This is a genomic window from Tatumella sp. JGM130, assembly GCF_018257525.1.
GTDB lineage: Bacteria > Pseudomonadota > Gammaproteobacteria > Enterobacterales > Enterobacteriaceae > Tatumella > Tatumella punctata.
This window is the reverse complement of record NZ_JAERJS010000001.1, coordinates 173,421-191,349: the sequence shown is the minus strand read 5'-3', so window position 1 is coordinate 191,349 and position 17,929 is coordinate 173,421. Positions and strand designations below refer to the sequence as shown.

Annotated in this window: 18 protein-coding genes and 1 riboswitch; of the genes, 15 read left to right on the top strand and 3 right to left on the bottom strand. The window is 52.5% G+C overall.

Features of this window, described 5'->3' with window-relative positions:
• Positions 1–65: 65 nt before the first annotated feature.
• A complete protein-coding gene (bioA, locus tag JK211_RS00825; protein ID WP_212706765.1) occupies positions 66–1,364 on the bottom strand; it encodes an adenosylmethionine--8-amino-7-oxononanoate transaminase in 1,299 nt (432 codons plus the stop codon).
• An 81-nt stretch (positions 1,365–1,445) separates the two neighbouring features.
• Here bioA and bioB point away from each other — a divergent pair, with 81 nt between their 5' ends.
• The 4 genes from bioB to bioD are packed head-to-tail and all read left to right on the top strand — an operon-like array spanning position 1,446 to position 5,074.
• Positions 1,446–2,480: a biotin synthase BioB gene (gene bioB / locus JK211_RS00820; RefSeq protein ID WP_212706764.1), complete on the top strand. Its 1,035-nt coding sequence runs from the start codon at positions 1,446–1,448 to the stop codon at positions 2,478–2,480.
• On the top strand, positions 2,477–3,628 hold the full coding sequence (gene bioF / locus JK211_RS00815) for an 8-amino-7-oxononanoate synthase (RefSeq protein ID WP_212706763.1): 1,152 nt from the start codon (positions 2,477–2,479) through the stop codon (positions 3,626–3,628). The genes bioB and bioF overlap by 4 nt, the downstream gene beginning before the upstream one ends.
• On the top strand, positions 3,612–4,388 hold the full coding sequence (bioC, locus tag JK211_RS00810) for a malonyl-ACP O-methyltransferase BioC (protein WP_212706762.1): 777 nt from the start codon (positions 3,612–3,614) through the stop codon (positions 4,386–4,388). The genes bioF and bioC overlap by 17 nt, the downstream gene beginning before the upstream one ends.
• Positions 4,385–5,074, top strand: a complete 690-nt coding sequence (bioD, locus tag JK211_RS00805) for a dethiobiotin synthase (protein ID WP_212706761.1) — start codon at positions 4,385–4,387, stop codon at positions 5,072–5,074. Before bioC ends, bioD begins: the two co-directional genes overlap by 4 nt.
• Here bioD and JK211_RS00800 read toward each other — a convergent pair.
• Complete coding sequence (locus tag JK211_RS00800) at positions 5,061–5,777, bottom strand: ATP-binding cassette domain-containing protein (protein ID WP_212706760.1); 717 nt, start codon at positions 5,775–5,777, stop codon at positions 5,061–5,063. The two genes, bioD and JK211_RS00800, sit on opposite strands and share 14 nt — an antisense overlap.
• Positions 5,778–6,615: 838 nt before the next feature.
• On the opposite strand from JK211_RS00800, the gene uvrB reads away from it, so the two are divergent.
• Entirely contained in the window at positions 6,616–8,646 is a 2,031-nt protein-coding gene (gene uvrB, locus JK211_RS00795) for an excinuclease ABC subunit UvrB (protein ID WP_212706759.1), read from the top strand.
• 19 nt (positions 8,647–8,665) lie between these two features.
• Here the strand turns inward: uvrB and yvcK are convergent, their stop codons facing one another.
• A complete protein-coding gene (yvcK, locus tag JK211_RS00790; protein ID WP_212706758.1) occupies positions 8,666–9,568 on the bottom strand; it encodes a uridine diphosphate-N-acetylglucosamine-binding protein YvcK in 903 nt (300 codons plus the stop codon).
• A 206-nt stretch (positions 9,569–9,774) separates the two neighbouring features.
• Positions 9,775–9,912: riboswitch (molybdenum cofactor riboswitch) on the top strand.
• Between yvcK and moaA the strand changes: the two genes are divergently transcribed.
• From moaA to dusC, 10 genes are all read left to right on the top strand, one after another.
• Positions 9,902–10,888: a GTP 3',8-cyclase MoaA gene (moaA, locus tag JK211_RS00785; RefSeq protein ID WP_212706757.1), complete on the top strand. Its 987-nt coding sequence runs from the start codon at positions 9,902–9,904 to the stop codon at positions 10,886–10,888. Its footprint overlaps the riboswitch before it by 11 nt.
• 15 nt (positions 10,889–10,903) lie before the next feature.
• Positions 10,904–11,419, top strand: coding sequence for a molybdenum cofactor biosynthesis protein B (moaB, locus tag JK211_RS00780; protein ID WP_212706756.1), 516 nt, complete (start codon positions 10,904–10,906; stop codon positions 11,417–11,419).
• A gap of 1 nt (position 11,420) precedes the next feature.
• Entirely contained in the window at positions 11,421–11,906 is a 486-nt protein-coding gene (gene moaC, locus JK211_RS00775; RefSeq protein WP_212706755.1) for a cyclic pyranopterin monophosphate synthase MoaC, read from the top strand.
• Positions 11,899–12,144: a molybdopterin synthase sulfur carrier subunit gene (gene moaD, locus JK211_RS00770; RefSeq protein WP_212706754.1), complete on the top strand. Its 246-nt coding sequence runs from the start codon at positions 11,899–11,901 to the stop codon at positions 12,142–12,144. Before moaC ends, moaD begins: the two co-directional genes overlap by 8 nt.
• A 9-nt stretch (positions 12,145–12,153) precedes the next feature.
• Positions 12,154–12,615, top strand: coding sequence for a molybdopterin synthase catalytic subunit MoaE (gene moaE / locus JK211_RS00765; protein WP_212706802.1), 462 nt, complete (start codon positions 12,154–12,156; stop codon positions 12,613–12,615).
• Between the two features lie 98 nt (positions 12,616–12,713).
• On the top strand, positions 12,714–13,763 hold the full coding sequence (locus JK211_RS00760) for a DUF1615 domain-containing protein (RefSeq protein ID WP_212706801.1): 1,050 nt from the start codon (positions 12,714–12,716) through the stop codon (positions 13,761–13,763).
• Positions 13,764–13,833: 70 nt separating this feature from the next.
• Positions 13,834–14,544 (top strand): Bax inhibitor-1/YccA family protein, encoded by a 711-nt coding sequence (locus tag JK211_RS00755; RefSeq protein WP_212706753.1) that lies wholly within the window; start codon positions 13,834–13,836, stop codon positions 14,542–14,544.
• A 435-nt stretch (positions 14,545–14,979) separates the two neighbouring features.
• Complete coding sequence (locus tag JK211_RS00750; protein WP_212706752.1) at positions 14,980–15,372, top strand: YbhQ family protein; 393 nt, start codon at positions 14,980–14,982, stop codon at positions 15,370–15,372.
• Between the two features lie 228 nt (positions 15,373–15,600).
• Entirely contained in the window at positions 15,601–16,929 is a 1,329-nt protein-coding gene (rhlE, locus tag JK211_RS00745) for an ATP-dependent RNA helicase RhlE (RefSeq protein ID WP_249213221.1), read from the top strand.
• Positions 16,930–16,933: 4 nt separating this feature from the next.
• Positions 16,934–17,881: a tRNA dihydrouridine(16) synthase DusC gene (gene dusC, locus JK211_RS00740; protein ID WP_212706800.1), complete on the top strand. Its 948-nt coding sequence runs from the start codon at positions 16,934–16,936 to the stop codon at positions 17,879–17,881.
• Positions 17,882–17,929 lie beyond the last annotated feature (48 nt).

The window sequence follows — 17,929 nt, the reverse complement described above, 5'->3', positions numbered from 1 at the left end:
TCCGTTCTGTAAAGTAGCCTGCCGGACCAGACTACCATACAGTCATCGGGTCCGGCGCTGTTCTGTCAGTCCGGCATGGCGAATAAATTGTCCAGTCTGACCGCAAGACTGATGGCCGTGGTTAACCGGGATAACTCTTCGGGGCGGATAATATAAGGCGGCATCAGATAAATCAGCCGGCCGAACGGGCGGATCCAGACGCCCTGACTGACAAAAAATTGCTGTATTTCGGCCATCCTGACCGGGTGATGACACTCGATCACCCCGATAGCGCCTAATACCCGCACATCCGCGACCCGGGGGCAGTCTTTGAGGGGCTGAAGCTGCTCAGTTAACAGCTGTTCAATCTCTTTCACCTGCCGTTGCCAGTGTCCTTCTGCCAGTATGCTGAGGCTTTCACAGGCCACCGCACAGGCTAACGGATTCCCCATAAAGGTGGGGCCATGCATAAAACAACCGGCAGGGCTGTTGCTGATTTTTTCCGCAACCGCACTGGTTGCGAGGGTGGCCGACAGGGTCATCGTTCCCCCGGTTAATCCTTTTCCAAGGCACATGATATCCGGGGAAATTTCTGCGTGCTGACAGGCAAATAACCGTCCTGTCCGGCCGAAACCGGTAGCGATTTCATCGGCGATCAGCAGTACGCCAAATTGATCGCATAACTGTCTGACACGCCGCAGATAGTTCGGGTGATAGAAGCGCATACCTCCGGCTCCCTGAACAATGGGCTCGAGGATCACCGCTGCCAGTTGCTGATGATGTGCAGCCAGCATTTGCTGCATTTCGGCAATGTCCTCTTCCTGCCAGGGGTGATCGAAACCGGTGGCCGGGGCGGCGACAAACATATGTTCGGGCAGATAGCCTTTCCATAAAGCATGCATCGAGTTTTCAGGATCGCAGACTGACATCGCTGCAAAAGTGTCCCCGTGATAACCCTGACGGATGGTAAGGAATTTCCGGCGCGGGCGGGTATCGCCGCTGTAATACTGAATGGCCATTTTCATCGCAACTTCAACCGCCACAGATCCTGAATCGGCGAGAAAGACCTTATCTAATCCTTCCGTGCTCATATCCACCAGTTTGCGGCATAAGCTGACTGCTGCAGGGTGGGTAATACCGCCAAACATCACATGTGACATATGGCTGATTTGTCTGACCATTGCCTGGTTAAGCCGCGGGTGGTTATAGCCATGAATAGCAGCCCACCAGGAAGACATGCCCTCTGTCAGTTGTGTTCCGTCAGCCAGAGTCAGGGTACAGCGGTCGGCGGTGACCACCGGATAACAGGGCAAAGGATCGATCATTGAGGTGTAGGGATGCCAGATATGCTGGCGGTCGAACGCAAGGTCGTCGGCAGTTAACATAAACTTGTAAACCAAATTAAAAAGATTTAGTTTACAAGTATACGTATAAAAACTGTCTTTGTTAATTACCCGGAGCATGTCATGTCACAACGCTGGACCCTTTCTCAGGCCGAAGCTTTGTTTGAGAAACCGTTACTGGAACTGCTTTTTGAAGCACAGCAAGTGCATCGCCGTCATTTCGATCCGCAAAAAGTCCAGGTCAGTACCTTATTATCGATTAAAACCGGCGCCTGCCCGGAAGATTGTAAGTATTGTCCGCAAAGTGCCCGTTATAAAACCGGCCTCGAGTCAGAGCGCTTAATGGAAGTTGAAGAAGTTCTGGCTTCAGCACGCAAGGCCCGCCAGGCCGGATCAGGCCGTTTTTGCATGGGCGCGGCATGGAAAAATCCCCATGACAGGGATATGCCTTACCTGGAGAAAATGATTGCCGGTGTTAAAGAAATGGGGATGGAAACCTGTATGACGCTCGGCACCCTGTCAGCGCAACAGGCTGAACGACTGGCCAGTGCCGGACTGGATTTTTATAACCATAATCTCGACACTTCCCCCGAATTTTACGGCAGTATCGTGACAACCCGTACTTATCAGGAACGGCTGGATACTCTTGGTGCGGTCAGGGATGCGGGCATGAAAGTCTGTTCCGGAGGAATTGTCGGTCTGGGCGAAACGGTTACCGATCGTGCCGGACTGCTGGTTCAGCTGGCCAATCTGCCGGTTCCTCCGGAGAGTGTTCCGATCAATATGCTGGTGAAGGTCAAAGGTACGCCACTGGCAGATAACGAAGATGTCTGTCCGTTTGATTTTATCCGGACGATAGCTGTGGCCAGGATAATGATGCCTGCCTCTTACGTCCGTCTGTCCGCCGGGCGTGAACAGATGAATGAACAGACCCAGGCGATGTGTTTTATGGCCGGAGCTAACTCTATTTTCTATGGCTGCAAGCTGCTGACCACACCAAACCCTGAAGAAGATAATGACCTGCGTCTGTTCCGTAAACTGGGGCTTAACCCCGAACAGACTTATACGGAACAGGGCGATCGTGGCCGTGAGCAGCAATTACATCAGGTATTACAGGAGAGTGATACGGCGTTGTTCTATAACGCGGCGGTACAATGAGCTGGCAGCAAAAAATCACCGGAGCACTGCGGTTACAGCGTGAGTCTGGGTTGTGGCGTCAGATGCAGCCGGTTACTCCCGCGGCAAATGCAACACTGTCGGCAGAAGGCCGGCAGTATCACCATTTCTCTTCCAATGATTATCTGGGACTGAGCCGGCACCCGCGGATTATTGATGCCTGGCAGCAGGGGCTTAACCGCTGGGGAGCCGGTGCCGGTGCCTCCGGCCATGTGACGGGCTATACCCCGGCACACCGGGAGCTGGAAGAGGCCCTGGCGCAGCGGCTGGGGTTTTCCCGGGCATTGCTGTTCGGTTCCGGATTCGCGGCCAACCAGGCCTTAGTTTTTGCTCTGGCCGGTAAACAGGATCGGTTGCTGGCCGATAAACTGATGCACGCATCATTACTCGAAGCAGCGGCCCTGAGTCCGGCGACGTTATGCCGTTTTCAGCATAACAGCCCGCAGAGCCTGCAACGGTTACTTTCCCGTACCTGTGACGGCGAAACCCTGATTATTACCGAAGGGGTGTTCAGTATGGACGGTGACCGTGCGCCATTGAGGGAGCTCCGTCAGCAGGCAGATGCCTCAGGCAGCTGGCTGGTGGTCGATGATGCGCACGGTATCGGGGTCTGCGGGCCACAGGGCAGGGGCAGTTGCCAGCAACAGGGGATTACGCCTGATATTCTGGTGGTCACCTTCGGTAAGGCATTCGGTGTTGCCGGAGCCGCCATACTCTGCTCTGCAGACGTGGCCGACTATTTGTGTCAGTCGGCAAAACACCTGATTTACAGCACGGCGATGCCTCCGGCACAGGCGGTGGCTATTCATGCGTCATTACACCTGATCGACGTTGCTGATCAACGCAGAGAAAAATTACAGCACAACATCCGTTTATTCCGTCAACAGATGACAGGTCTGCGCTGGTCACTGCTCCCCTCAGAGACAGCGATCCAGCCATTGATGATCGGAGAAAATCAGTCAGCCGTCGATCTGGCCGCAGCACTGCGTCAGCGTGGGTTTTGGATCAATGCGATCCGTCCGCCAACGGTACCTGCCGGCGCAGCAAGGCTGCGTATCACCCTTTCGGCAGCCCATGATCCGCAGCAGATTGAACAACTGGCGGAGCACTTATATGCATTGCAATCCTGAACAGACCGCAGGGCCGGGTGTTGATAAATCAGCAATAGGTAAAGCTTTTGGCCGTGCGGCAGCAACTTATGATGATTATGCAGCGCTGCAGCGTATTACCGGTGACCGTTTACGGGAAATAGCCGGCATGCCGGCAGCAGGCGACTTACTGGATGCGGGCTGCGGCAGTGGCTGGTATAGCCGTTGTTTCAGCGCCGCGGGGTATCGGGTCACGGCACTGGATATTTCGACAGAGATGCTTCGTTATGCCCGTCAGCAACAGAGTGCCGCAGATTATCTACAGGCTGATCTGGACGCGTTACCTTTTCGCGCCGGTAGCTTTGATGTTATCTGGAGCAATCTGGCCCTGCAATGGAGCAACCAGCTGCGGCAGGCAGTATATCAGCTGCGTTCTGCTCTGAGACCGGCAGGTCAGCTGCGATTTTCCACAGTTGCGGCAGGGTCATTACCGGAAGTGGATCAGGCGTGGCAGTCCGTAGACGGTACTGCACATACTAACTCGTTCCTCACTGTGCAGCAGATTACGCAGGCCGTCTGCGGGTATGGTATCAGGCTGATCCATGAGCCCGTAACCCTGCACTTTCCGTCTGCTCGTGCGGCGCTCTGGTCACTGAAAGGGGTGGGGGCCGGTCATCTGCACCAGCGGACGAAGAGTCTGCCCCTTACCCGTCAGCGGCTGGCGCTGCTTGATGCGGGCTGGCCTAAAGAGACAGAAGGCTACCGATTAAGTTATCAGATAGTGTATGGAGTGACAGAATGAATCATCGCTGGTTTATCACCGGAACAGATACAGAAGCCGGAAAAACGGTGGCGACAACCGCATTGTTGCAGGCGGCGGCAACGCAGGGCTGGCGCGCGGCGGGTTATAAGCCAGTAGCCTCCGGCTCGGAAATGACACCGCAGGGATTACGTAACAGCGATGGGCTGTTACTGCAACAAAACAGTTTACCTGGTCTGGATTATCATGAAGTTAATCCGCTGGTCTTTGCTGAGGCCACATCGCCGCATATTGCCAGTGCGGCACAACGACAGCCGATTAGCGCGCAGGCGATGTCAGCAGGGCTGCGTCATCTGGAAACGAAAGCCGACTGGATTGGCGTAGAAGGGGCTGGCGGATGGTTTACACCACTGGCAGACGATTTTTTGTTTTCTGACTGGGTGGTTGCAGAACAATTGCCGGTAGTGCTGGTGGTAGGAATGAAACTGGGCTGTATTAATCATGCGCTTCTGAGTGCTGCCGCAATCCGGGCTGCCGGCCTGACGCTTTCCGGCTGGATAGCTAACTGTGTACAGCCACCTCAGGAGCGTCATCAGCCATATATGGAAACCCTGATTCAGCGACTGCCGGCACCACTGCTCGGCGAAATCCCGCAACTGACCAGCAGACAGCAACTGTCCTGCTGCGGACAATATGTTGATTTACCCGCTGCCGTCAGTTCACGCTGAGCCATTTATTGATCATGCCTTCATCCAGCTGAGTAACACGGCCGTTAGCGACGCTGCGGCCGCAATGCAGCAGTAGAAAATAGTCGGCCACACTGCGGATAAAGGAAACCCGCTGTTCCAGCAACAGGATGGTCATCCCGAACTCATGATTCAGGCAGCGTAGCAGGTTACCCATATCTTCTTCCAGCCAGCAGGACATGCCTCCGGTCGGTTCATCCAGAATCAGTAATTTGGGTTCCAGTACCAGCGCCCGGGCCAGTGCCAGTTGTTGCTGCTGATCGATAGTTAAATCACCACTGCGCTGATGACGCAGGTCATACAGATGCGGGAAAAGATCAAAGATTATTTGCGGGATTGCGTAAGGCGGGCTGCTTTTTGCGGCCTTTAAGGCGATCATCAGGTTATCTTCAACACTCATCTGAGAAAAGATATGCCGCCCCTGGGGAACGTAACCGATCCCCATACCTGCCCGTTGTTCTGACGGTTGTTGCTGAAGGTCGCGTGGCGGAGCATTACGTTCCTGCCAGGTAATGGTACCGCTATTGATCGGCAAATATCCCATAATACAATTGACCAGCGTCGTTTTTCCCATCCCCGGCTGGCCCAGCACAGCAGTGCATGAGCCGGGCATCAGGTCCATGTCGACATCCCGGAGAATATGATTCGGACCATAAAACTGATTGATTGCACGTAAACTCAGCATCTGTTGCACTCCTCTGTATAGGTTACGCCTGGCGGCCCGCAGACTGCCCGGCGACGCTTATGCCGTCTCTCCCCGGACGACAGCACCCTCTGAATAAAGCAATTATCAGGCCACAATGATGTAGCCTGAGAAAAACCGGTTATATCGGGTCTGTCAGGGCCAGTTATGCACAGCCAGTGGCTATCGGCAGGCGCTGTTGCACTTTACCGGTGCCGGGCGGAATGCTTTAGGGTGCATCCTGACCGCTAAAAAGGCAGAAAATCTGAGGAGAGGTACTTGACCGTAGTGAAAAATAACGTAAAGCCGTGCTGCGGCAATGATTTGAAAACTGACATAAGGGGTAAAAAAAGCCAAAAAAAATTTTTTTTAATCTGGCTGAAAAGGGATTAATAATTTATACACAGCCGATGCTATCAGGGCTAAAAACAGTTATCCACTATTCCTGTGGATAACTATGTGCATTAGCATCTTAAAACAGGGCTGAAGCAAGGAAATATGCGGTCTGGCAACAGACTGGCTGTAAATCGGACTTTTGATATTAACTGTATATATTCAATTAGTTAATTAAAAGCAAGCCTGCGGACAGTCAGACGGCCGATTATGGCAGTGGTTTATTACATTAACTTGACAAACGATAAAGTCGGCAGGCAGTCGGTGGATAACACTGGCCACGGAGACAATCGCGCGGAGAAATAAAAATTATTTCTCGTTAAAATTCCTTAAGTCACATTGTGATATGTATCCGTACTGGCTGTATACCCAGTATGACACTGGCAAATTTTCGTTCAGTGGTTAGAATAGATCCCCCGCCAGAACAGATGCGACAGGTGACCCTACGATGAGCAAAGTTTTCACACTCCATTCGGAATTCAAACCGTCAGGTGATCAGCCTGAGGCCATCCGCCGTCTGGAGGAAGGGCTGGAAGACGGATTAGCACACCAGACATTGCTCGGGGTGACCGGCTCCGGAAAAACCTTTACGGTGGCTAATGTGATTGCTGACCTGAACCGGCCAACGATGGTACTGGCCCCCAATAAAACCCTGGCGGCCCAGTTATACGGTGAGATGAAAGCCTTTTTCCCTGATAATGCTGTCGAATACTTTGTGTCTTACTATGATTATTACCAGCCCGAAGCCTATGTGCCGAGCTCGGATACCTTTATCGAGAAAGATGCCTCGGTCAACGAGCATATTGAGCAAATGCGTCTGTCGGCAACCAAAGCTTTACTGGAACGCCGCGATGTCATTGTGGTCGCTTCCGTTTCGGCGATCTATGGTCTGGGTGATCCGGATTTATATCTGAAAATGATGCTGCACCTTAGCCGGGGAATGATCATTGACCAGCGCAGTATTCTGCGCCGACTGGCTGAGCTGCAATATACCCGTAATGACCAGGCTTTTCAGCGCGGAACATTCCGCGTGCGTGGCGAGGTGATTGATATTTTCCCTGCCGAATCTGATGAAATTGCTCTGCGGGTCGAACTGTTTGATGATGAAGTCGAACGACTGTCGATCTTTGATCCTTTAACCGGTCAGGTGGCACAGACGGTTCCCCGCTATACGGTTTACCCTAAAACTCACTATGTCACGCCACGTGAACGTATTGTGCAGTCGATGGAAGAGATAAAACTGGAACTGGCCGATCGCCGCCGTGTATTGCTGGAAAATAATAAATTACTCGAAGAACAAAGGATTACGCAGCGTACTCAGTTCGATTTAGAAATGATGAATGAGCTGGGTTACTGCTCGGGTATCGAAAACTATTCACGTTATCTCTCGGGCCGCGGGCCGGGAGAGCCACCGCCAACCCTGTTCGATTATCTGCCCGCCGACGGCCTGCTGGTGGTCGATGAATCACACGTCACTATTCCGCAAATAGGCGGAATGTACCGGGGGGATCGGGCGCGTAAAGAAAACCTGGTCGAGTATGGTTTCCGTTTACCTTCGGCGCTGGATAACCGCCCGCTGAAATTTGAAGAATTTGAAGCTCTGGCACCCCAGACGATTTATGTTTCTGCGACCCCGGGGGCATATGAACTGGACAAATCCGGCGATGAAGTGATTGACCAGGTCGTCCGGCCAACGGGGCTGCTGGATCCGCTGATTGAAGTGCGTCCGGTGGCGACACAGGTAGATGATTTATTATCTGAAATTCGTCAGCGGGTCGAAATTAATGAGCGGGTACTGGTGACCACTCTGACCAAACGGATGGCGGAAGATCTGACCGAATATCTTGAGGAGCATGGTGAGCGGGTACGTTATCTGCATTCCGACATTGATACGGTCGAGAGGATGGAGATTATCCGCGATTTACGGTTAGGCGAATTTGACGTACTGGTGGGCATAAACCTGTTACGGGAAGGGCTGGATATGCCGGAAGTTTCGCTGGTGGCTATTCTGGATGCAGATAAAGAAGGTTTCCTGCGTTCTGAACGTTCTCTGATTCAGACGATTGGCCGTGCGGCTCGTAATATCAGTGGTAAGGCTATTCTGTACGGCGATCGTATTACGCCTTCCATGGCACGTGCTATTGAAGAAACTGAGCGCCGCAGGGAGAAACAACAAGCCTGGAACCAGCAACACGGGATTGTACCGACCCGGTTAAATAAGAAAGTGACTGACATCCTTGAACTGGGGCAGGGAATTGGCCGTACGAAAGGGAAGTCTCAGGACAAAAATCAGACCAGGCAACGGGCCGCAGAAGCGGCTGGCCAGTATGCAGCATTAACCCCGCAGGCAATGCAGAAAAAAATTGCCGAATTGGAGGCCAGAATGCAGAAGCATGCCATGGATCTTGAGTTTGAAGAAGCTGCGCGGCTACGTGATGAATTACATGAGGTCCGGGCACTGTTTATCGCCGCCTCCTGAGTATCCGTGGGGCGGCGGACTATCCCAGACTCTGTACGGCCTTTTCCAGGGCAATATGCAGCAAATGCCGGTCATGACGGTATCTGATATCACCGGCTTCAAGGGGATGCTGAATAATTCTGCGCCCCCCCAGCTGGCTGATATCAGCGGCAGGACTGACAATAACGGCATCAATCACCCTGCGGCCAATCACCTGCTCCATTTTCTGTAGTTTATCGCTGACCGTCAGAGAACCCGCAGGACTGTGTTCTTTCCCCAGATTACCAATAAAAATCATTTTGGCCGGGGTACGTCGCAGGGCGGTCGCCATCTGTTCCATCAGCAGTACCGGCATCAGGCTGGTATAAAAACTGCCGGGGCCGATTAAGATCAAATCAGCTTCAGCGATAGCCTCTGTCGCTTCACGTGTCGCGGTAACCTGCGGAAAGAGCGTCAGGGAACAGGGCAGTTCATCCATTGCATCAATGGCAGTTTCACCATATACAGCATTTCCCCGGCTATCGGTAGCGACCAGGTCAACCGGTTGCTCCGACATAGGGATCAGAAAAGCATCCACTTTCAGGACATTACGGATAAGATTAATCGCCTCCAGCGGTCTGACACTCAGATTATCCAGCGCTTTCAGCATCAGGTTCCCCAGATTATGTCCGGCCAGTTCACCGTTACCACTAAAGCGGTATTCGAACATGGCAGAGGCGATGCCGGGTTCAGTAATTAACTGATTCAGACAATTGCGCATATCACCCCAGGCAATTCCGCCTTCCGAGCGACGGATCCTGCCGGTGGAACCCCCGTTATCCGTGGTGGTGACAATTCCGGTTAGCCGTGACCCGAGAGAGGAGAGGGATGACATCACGCGGCCTAAACCATGCCCCCCGCCAATGGCCACAACGCGATCTAAATCTGCCAGCGTGCGATTCATAATTATCCTTTGGTTAGCTGTTAGCCCGGGGTGACAAATATCTGCCAAACAACCAGCAGAGAAACAGTTATTCTCTCTTAATAAAAGCCTGTTTAACAGAGGATTAATCTGTAGCGGTAAATGAACATTAACCGCCACAGCGGAGGCCAATAGCGTGACTTATGGAGAGGTTTCGCGCTAAAATTCGTTCGGGCGATTATCTGTACTGATAATCTACACTCTAAGCCCGTATCACCTACGTTATCACGGGTAATAAGGTGTCCGGGCCGCAGTTATTACTGCCAGGGTGCGGGAAGAAATGACCGCATTTCCCGACTTCGGAAAGGTGTTTCTGTGTCTCAGTTGATTGATACGTTTGATCGGCGGTTTTACTATCTGCGTCTGTCAGTGACGGATGTGTGTAATTTTCGCTGCACATACTGCCTGCCGGATGGTTACCGTCCACACAGTGTCCGCAATAAAGGCTTTTTATCCACGGATGAAATCCGCCGGGTGACCCGCGCCTTTGCCGCAGCCGGCACCGAAAAAATTCGGCTTACGGGCGGCGAGCCTTCCTTACGGCGTGACTTCACGGATATTATTGCCGCCGTCAGAGAAAACCCGCACCTGCGTAAGATTGCCACCACAACTAATGGCTACCGTCTGCAACGTGATATCCGCCATTGGCGTGATGCGGGCCTGACCGCCGTCAATGTCAGTATTGACAGCCTTGATGCCCGCCAGTTTTATGCCATTACCGGCCAGGATAAATTTCGCCAGGTCATGGCGGGGATTGATGCGGCTTTTGAGGCCGGGTTTGAGATGGTTAAGGTCAATACAGTATTAATGCGGGACGTTAACAGCCAGCATTTGCAGACATTTCTTGACTGGATCCGTGACCGCCCTGTGCAGTTACGCTTTATCGAATTGATGGAAACCGGTGACGGCAGTGACCTGTTCAGGAAACATCACATTTCGGGTCAGGTCATTCGCCAGCAATTAATTGAACGTGGCTGGCAACTGCAGCAAAGAGCAAAAGATGATGGCCCGGCGCAGGTATTTTCACACCCGGATTACCAGGGAGGGGTCGGTTTGATTATGCCCTATGAAAAAGATTTTTGCCTGAGCTGTAACCGGCTGCGGGTGTCGGCGACAGGTAACCTGCACTTATGTCTGTTTGGTGAAAACGGGATACCGCTGCGGGATTTACTGGTCAGTGACCAGCAACAGGATGAGCTGCTGGCACGGATTACAAAAAGCCTCGGGCAGAAGAAGCAAACCCACTTTCTGCAACAGGGAAATACCGGCCATACCCAAAACCTTTCGTTTATTGGCGGATAGTCAGGAGAGACCAGCATGAGCAAATCCCCGCGGGAATTTATTCCGCTTAGCGTGGCACTGCTTACAGTGTCAGACAACAGAGACCAACACAGCGATAGCTCCGGTGATTACTTTCGTGAAGCGGTTACTGCAGCCGGCCATCGGGTCACGGAACAGGTGATCTGTCAGGATAACTGCTATCACCTCCGGGCTGTGGTTTCACGCTGGATTGCCGGTGAACAGGTGCAGGTGGTCATTGTTAATGGAGGTACCGGTTTCCATGCTAAAAACAGTACCCCGCAGGCATTACTGCCCCTGTTTGACCGGACTATTGATGGATTCGGCGAATTGTTCCGGATGATCTCCTATGAAGAGATTGGTTCAGCGACACTGCAATCGCGCGCAGTGGCGGGTATGGCCAACCGGACGCTGATTTTTGCTGTGCCCGGCTCAACGGCAGCCTGCCGTCAGGCGTGGGAGCGTATTATCGCGTCACAAATTGATGCCGCTACGGCACCCTGTAATTTTGTCTCACAATTGAAGAACCAGTGATATGTCGCGACTCACACATATAAACAGTGCCGGAGAGGCACATATGGTCGATGTTTCTGCTAAGCAGGAGACCGTCCGGGAAGCCCGTGCTGAGGTATTTGTCAGTATAAATCAGCAGACATTACAAATGATTGCTGATGGCAGTCACCACAAAGGGGATGTATTCGCAACTGCGCGGATTGCAGGTATTCAGGCGGCCAAACGCACCTGGGAGCTTATCCCCCTTTGTCATCCGCTAATGCTGAGTAAAGTTGAAGTTTCACTGACCCTGTGCGAGCAGCATCAGCAGGTACATATTGAAACACTGTGCCGGCTGACGGGAAAAACAGGTGTGGAAATGGAAGCGCTGACTGCCGCCTCGGTGGCCGCACTGACCATCTATGATATGTGCAAGGCAGTGCAGAAAGACATTGTTATTGACAGGCTGAGGCTGGTCAGTAAATCCGGCGGTAAGTCGGGTAATTTCAGGGCGGATAATCATGATTAACGTATTGTTATTTGCCCGGGTCCGGGAACTGGCAGGCACTGACGGCGTGACTGTCGCTGCTGAATACTCTGATGCTGAGTCACTGCGTCTGGCTCTGAGCCTTAAGGACAGCCGCTGGGCCATGGCGCTGGAGCAGGGGAAGCTGCTGGTGGCCGTTAATCAGACCCTGGTGCCGTTCAGCCACCCGTTACAGGATGGCGACGAAGTTGCTTTCTTTCCGCCGGTCACCGGAGGTTAACGGACCATGATTCATACACACATCAGGGTGGGCGAAGCACCATTTTCTCTGGCAGAAGCCCATGAATGGCTGTCTGGTGATGATCAGGACGGCGCAGTGGTCACTTTTACCGGTAAAGTGCGTAACCATAACTCAGGGGACAGCGTCGCAACACTGACGCTGGAGCATTATCCGTCGATGACCGAAAAAGTGCTGGCGACGATCGCGGAGCAAGCCCGCGAACGCTGGTCATTACAGCGCATTGTGATTATTCATCGTGTTGGTAGTCTGGCCCCGGGGCAGCATATTGTGCTGGTCGGTGTCAGCTCGGCACACCGCAGCAGTGCTTTTGCTGCGGCGGAATACATTATGGATCTTCTGAAAACTACAGCGCCGTTCTGGAAGCGGGAAACCACACCACAGGGAGAGCGCTGGCTGGAGGCAAAACAGAGTGATCACCAGGCGGCAGGGCGCTGGTCAGACTCGTGCTGACAGTGAATCACACTGCCCGTGATCAGCGGCAGTGCTATATTAACGCTTTCTCTGACGTTATCCGCGGATGCTCTCGCAGAGGACTGTTAGTTCTGCTGATGTTACTGGCTGGCTGCAGCCAGCCACTGACGAAGGTGACGCCACAACAAGCGGCGGCACAGCAGGCAGATATCCGGCGATTACTGCCGGCATCAGTCAGCGATAAACAAGGCTGGTCAGAGGATATTTATCAGGCCCTCCGCCATCAGTCACTGCCTGTCTCACGACAAAATATCTGTGCTGTAATAGGGATAACCGGCCAGGAGTCGGGATTTAATGCAGATGCCCCGGTAGCAGACCTGCCCGGGATCGCCCTTAACGAAATTTATCGCCGCGCGGGGGCGTTATATATTCCCCGGTTTGTTGTGGATACCGCGTTAAAAATTCCGTCATCGGATGGCCGCAGTTATGCAGCACGCCTGAGTACGGTGCGCAGCGAAAAACAACTCAGTGCTATTTTTGATGATCTGGCAGACAGAGTGCCACTGGGACAACGGTTATTCGGGCATTTTAATCCGGTGCATACGGGGGGGCCTATGCAGGTCAGTATCGCTTTTGCTGAAGCGCATAACGACGGTTATCCGTGGCCGACAGAGCATTCCGTACGACAGGAAGTGTTCACCCGGCGTGGCGGAGTGTACTTCGGTACCCTGCATTTACTGGGTTACCCGGCCAGTTATCCGGCGATGATTTACCGGTTTGCTGATTTTAATGCAGGCTGGTATGCCAGCCGTAATGCAGCTTTTCAGGCAGCTGTAATGCAGCTTAGCGGACGTAAGCTGGCCACAGACGGTGACCTGATTCGCTATAACAGTGATGCTGCCGGGGCAACAGAGCAGGCAGTGCTCAGTTTGCAGTCACGACTGGGGATCAGTGCCGGAGATATCCGCCGGCAGTTAGCCCTTAGTAAAACAGAAGCATTTGAGCAGAGTCAGGTCTGGAAGCAGGTCTTCCTGCTGGCGGATAAGCAGCATGGTTCAGCTTTGCCCCGGCAACGGTTGCCGGGTATTGCATTACACAGCCCGAAGATCACCCGTAATCTGACCACCGCATGGTTTGCCGAACGGGTGAACACCCGTTATCAGCAATGTCTGGCGCGGCAAAAATAGCTGACTGGCACAGGACTACCAATGTGTGCCACACTTACTCTATACGTTTAACCGTTTCAGGAGGCGGAGCATGGAGCGATACCAAAGGCAGGACCACTCAGCATTACAACGGGCGGGTTCCGGTTTACAAACCTACATGGCGCAGGTTTATGGCTGGATGACCTGTGGATTATTACTGACGGCATTTATCAGCTGGTTTGCGGCCAGAACCCCGCGGGTTATGGAATTTGTCTTTTCCAGCCAGTTAACTTTTTTTGGTCTGATTATTGTCCAGCTGGCAGTCGTGTTTGTACTGTCCGGGATGGTACATAAAATGAGCAGCGCGCTGGCGACTTCATTGTTTATGCTGTATTCGGCGCTGACCGGACTGACAATGGCCAGTATTTTTCTGGTTTATACCTATTCATCTATCGCCAGTACATTCTTTGTGACTGCCGGGATGTTCGGGGCAATGACGTTGTATGGCTATACCACTAAACGTGATTTAAGTCGTCTTGGCAGCCTGATGTTTATGGCGTTGATCGGTATTCTGATAGCGTCTCTGGTTAACTTCTGGCTGAAAAGTCCGGCGCTGATGTGGGCAATCACCTATATCGGTGTGGTGGTATTCGTCGGGCTGACGGCGTATGACACCCAGAAGCTAAAAAATATCGGTGAAACTATTGATATCAATGATAAAGAAAACCTGCGCCGTTACAGTATCGTCGGTGCACTGACCCTGTATCTTGATTTTATTAACCTGTTCCTGATGCTGTTGCGTATTTTCGGTAACCGCCGTTAATCATCTCACCCGCGATCAATACACAGAGGCCGATCCGGCCTCTGTTTTTTTGTCATATGCGTCCCTGTATCCTGCTGCCCGACCCCGCGTATTAACCTTTTGCTACAGTCCGTTATCAGTCCCGCTGATGGACCGAATTTACTGTCAGACGGCAATAATTATATTCTGCATTATCTCACTAAAATCGGGCGTCTGAGGCGCATAACTGACTGCTGACAGGCTGCCTGAATTGCAAAAAATGAAATAAAAGTGATTTTTATGGCATAATACCGGCGCTGAGTTACCTGACCCAAACAAGAAACTGCTGTTCTGATCACAATTGGACATCAGGAAATGAAAAATAACAGGTGCTTTTTTTTAAACTGGATTAGTCTGATTAATCCTGCCGCTATGTCGGTTTGTATGGGCGACATCACAGTCTGCCAGGAGAAAAAAATGAAATGGTCTAACCGTGTTCAGATTATAACCGGACAAACCTGCTTCCATATTGCGATGCATCTGAGTGTTATTGCCTTGCTGGTCTGGGGCTGGAAACATCAGTTATTAGTGTCCGTCAGCGGCAGCCTGGTCGCAGCCTATGTGGTATTACTCGCGGCGATGATTATCACTCAGAGAGTGACACGTCTGCGGGTGGTTGGTGATTATCTTGAGGAAGCCAGCACGACTTACTATTTTGGTGCGGCAATGCTGTCACTGTTCCTGCTTTCCCGTGTTATTTCTAACCCGTTACTGGTCGGTGCACTGGGGGTGGTGATGCTGATCGGCCCGGCATTGATTTCCCTGCTGGCAAAAGAACCGGTACGCCGGGTTGAAAAAAAAAGTAGTTAGTCTTACACGTCATTGTTATCAGGGTCAGTAATGCGTTAAGCATATGATCCGTGACAAATCAGCCACTATTGATAAGCCGGGGCACTCGCACAGAGCTATTAACTCTGTTAAACTGTCGCCATCATGCATCGTAGTTTTTGCCCCTGACTTATCTCTGAGTCACATGACATAACCCCCTGAAAACTGCACCGTTGTCTTACGGTCAGGGCGTCCCGGAGTAAATTTTCCATGTCTTTTGAATCTCTCGGTCTTAGTGCCGATATTTTGCGTGCTGTCAGCGAACAAGGCTACAGCGAACCTACCCCTATTCAGAAACAGGCAATCCCTGTGGTACTGGCGGGTGGTGACCTGCTGGCCAGCGCCCAGACCGGTACCGGTAAGACCGCCGGATTTACCTTGCCGTTACTTCAGCGTTTATCTGCCAGTCAGCCGGCGGTGATTAAAGGCCGTCGTCCTGTCCGTGCACTGATCCTGACACCGACCCGTGAGCTGGCGGCCCAGGTCGGGGAAAATGTCCGTGAGTACAGCCGTTACCTTAACCTGCGTTCGCTGGTGGTATTTGGTGGTGTCAGTATCAACCCGCAAATGATGAAACTGCGGGGCGGAGTTGATGTTCTGGTGGCAACCCCTGGCCGTTTACTGGATCTGGCGCACCAGAATGCTGTTGACCTTTCGTCAGTAGAAATTCTGGTCCTGGATGAAGCTGACCGTATGCTGGATATGGGCTTTATTCATGATATCCGTAAGGTGCTGGCGAAATTACCGGCGCGTCGTCAGAATTTATTATTCTCTGCCACTTTCTCTGATGAGATTAAAGCACTGGCCGAAAAGCTGCTCGATCGTCCGTCACTGATCGAAGTGGTTCGCCGGAATACGGCTTCAGAGCAGGTCAGTCAGCAAGTGCATTTTGTCGACAAAAAGCGGAAGCGGGAACTGCTGTCTTACCTGATTGGTCGTGATAACTGGCAACAGGTGCTGGTTTTCACCCGCACCAAACACGGTGCTAACCACCTGGCAGAACAGCTGAATAAAGACGGTATTACTGCTGCGGCAATCCACGGAAACAAAAGCCAGGGCGCACGTACCCGTGCTCTGGCAGATTTTAAAACCGGAGATATTCGTGTACTGGTTGCGACCGACATTGCGGCCCGTGGTATTGATATCGAAGAACTGCCACACGTGGTTAACTACGAGTTACCGAATGTCGCGGAAGATTATGTTCACCGTATCGGCCGTACCGGCCGAGCGGCATCAACCGGTGCGGCATTATCACTGGTCTGTGTCGATGAGCATAAACTGCTGCGCGATATTGAACGGTTGCTGAAACGTGAAATTCCTCGTCTGGCTATTCCGGGCTATGAGCCGGATCCGTCGATTAAAGCTGAGCCAATCCAGAATGGCCGGCAGGGCGGTCGTGGTGACCGTCGTCAGGGCGGCCAGGGTGCCGGCCGTGGTCAGGGGGCCCGCTCGCCCCGTACCGGTAATGGCAATAGTAACGGTAACGGTAATCCACGCCCGCGCCGCTCCTCCGGACCGAAGAAAACAGAGCGAACCTGAGAAAATGCGGGTATTACTGGCACCGATGGAAGGAGTGCTTGACTCACTGGTCAGGCATTTGCTCTCTGACGTTAACGACTATGATCTCTGTATCACAGAGTTTCTTCGTGTGACAGACCAGCTATTGCCTGCAAAATCTTTTTATCGTCTGTGTCCTGAACTGCACAATGCCAGCCGTACATCATCAGGTACCCGGGTGAGGGTCCAGTTACTGGGTCAGCACCCCGGCTGGCTGGCGGAGAACGCAGCCCGTGCGGTTGAACTGGGCTCTTACGGGGTTGATCTTAATTGTGGTTGTCCGTCGAAGCTGGTGAATGGCAGTGGCGGCGGAGCTACGCTGCTGAAAGATCCTGCTCTGATTTACCAGGCGACTAAAGCGATGCGCGAAGCCGTTCCCCGGCACCTGCCGGTGACAGTTAAAGTCCGGCTTGGCTGGGATTCCGTCACCCGGAGTCACGAAATTGCCGATGCTGTTGCCAGCGCCGGAGCTTCAGAAATAGTGATACATGGCCGGACGAAGGAAGACGGTTACCGCGCGGATGCGATTAACTGGCCGGCTATCGGAGAAATAAGGCAGCGCTTATCCGTACCAGTGATTGCGAACGGAGAAATCTGGGATCATCAGAGTGCTATGGCTTGCTGTGCCGTCACCGGATGTGATGCGGTGATGGTCGGACGGGGGGCGCTGAATGTGCCGAACCTTAGCCGGGTGATTAAATATAATGAACCACCGATGCCCTGGCCACAGGTTGTCCGGCTACTGAATAACTATTGCGGGCTGGAAAAACAAGGCGATACCGGGTTATACCATGTTGCACGTATCAAACAATGGCTGGGATATTTACGCAAAGCGTATCCGCAGGCGACCGGTGTTTTTACGGAAGTCCGTGCTTTGAAAACATCGCCAGAGATTGCTGCTGCTATTGAACGCATAGCTGTTAACACCTTGTAATAAATCGGTGTTGTGTACATTGTCAGCTATGATAATGTGCACTCAATC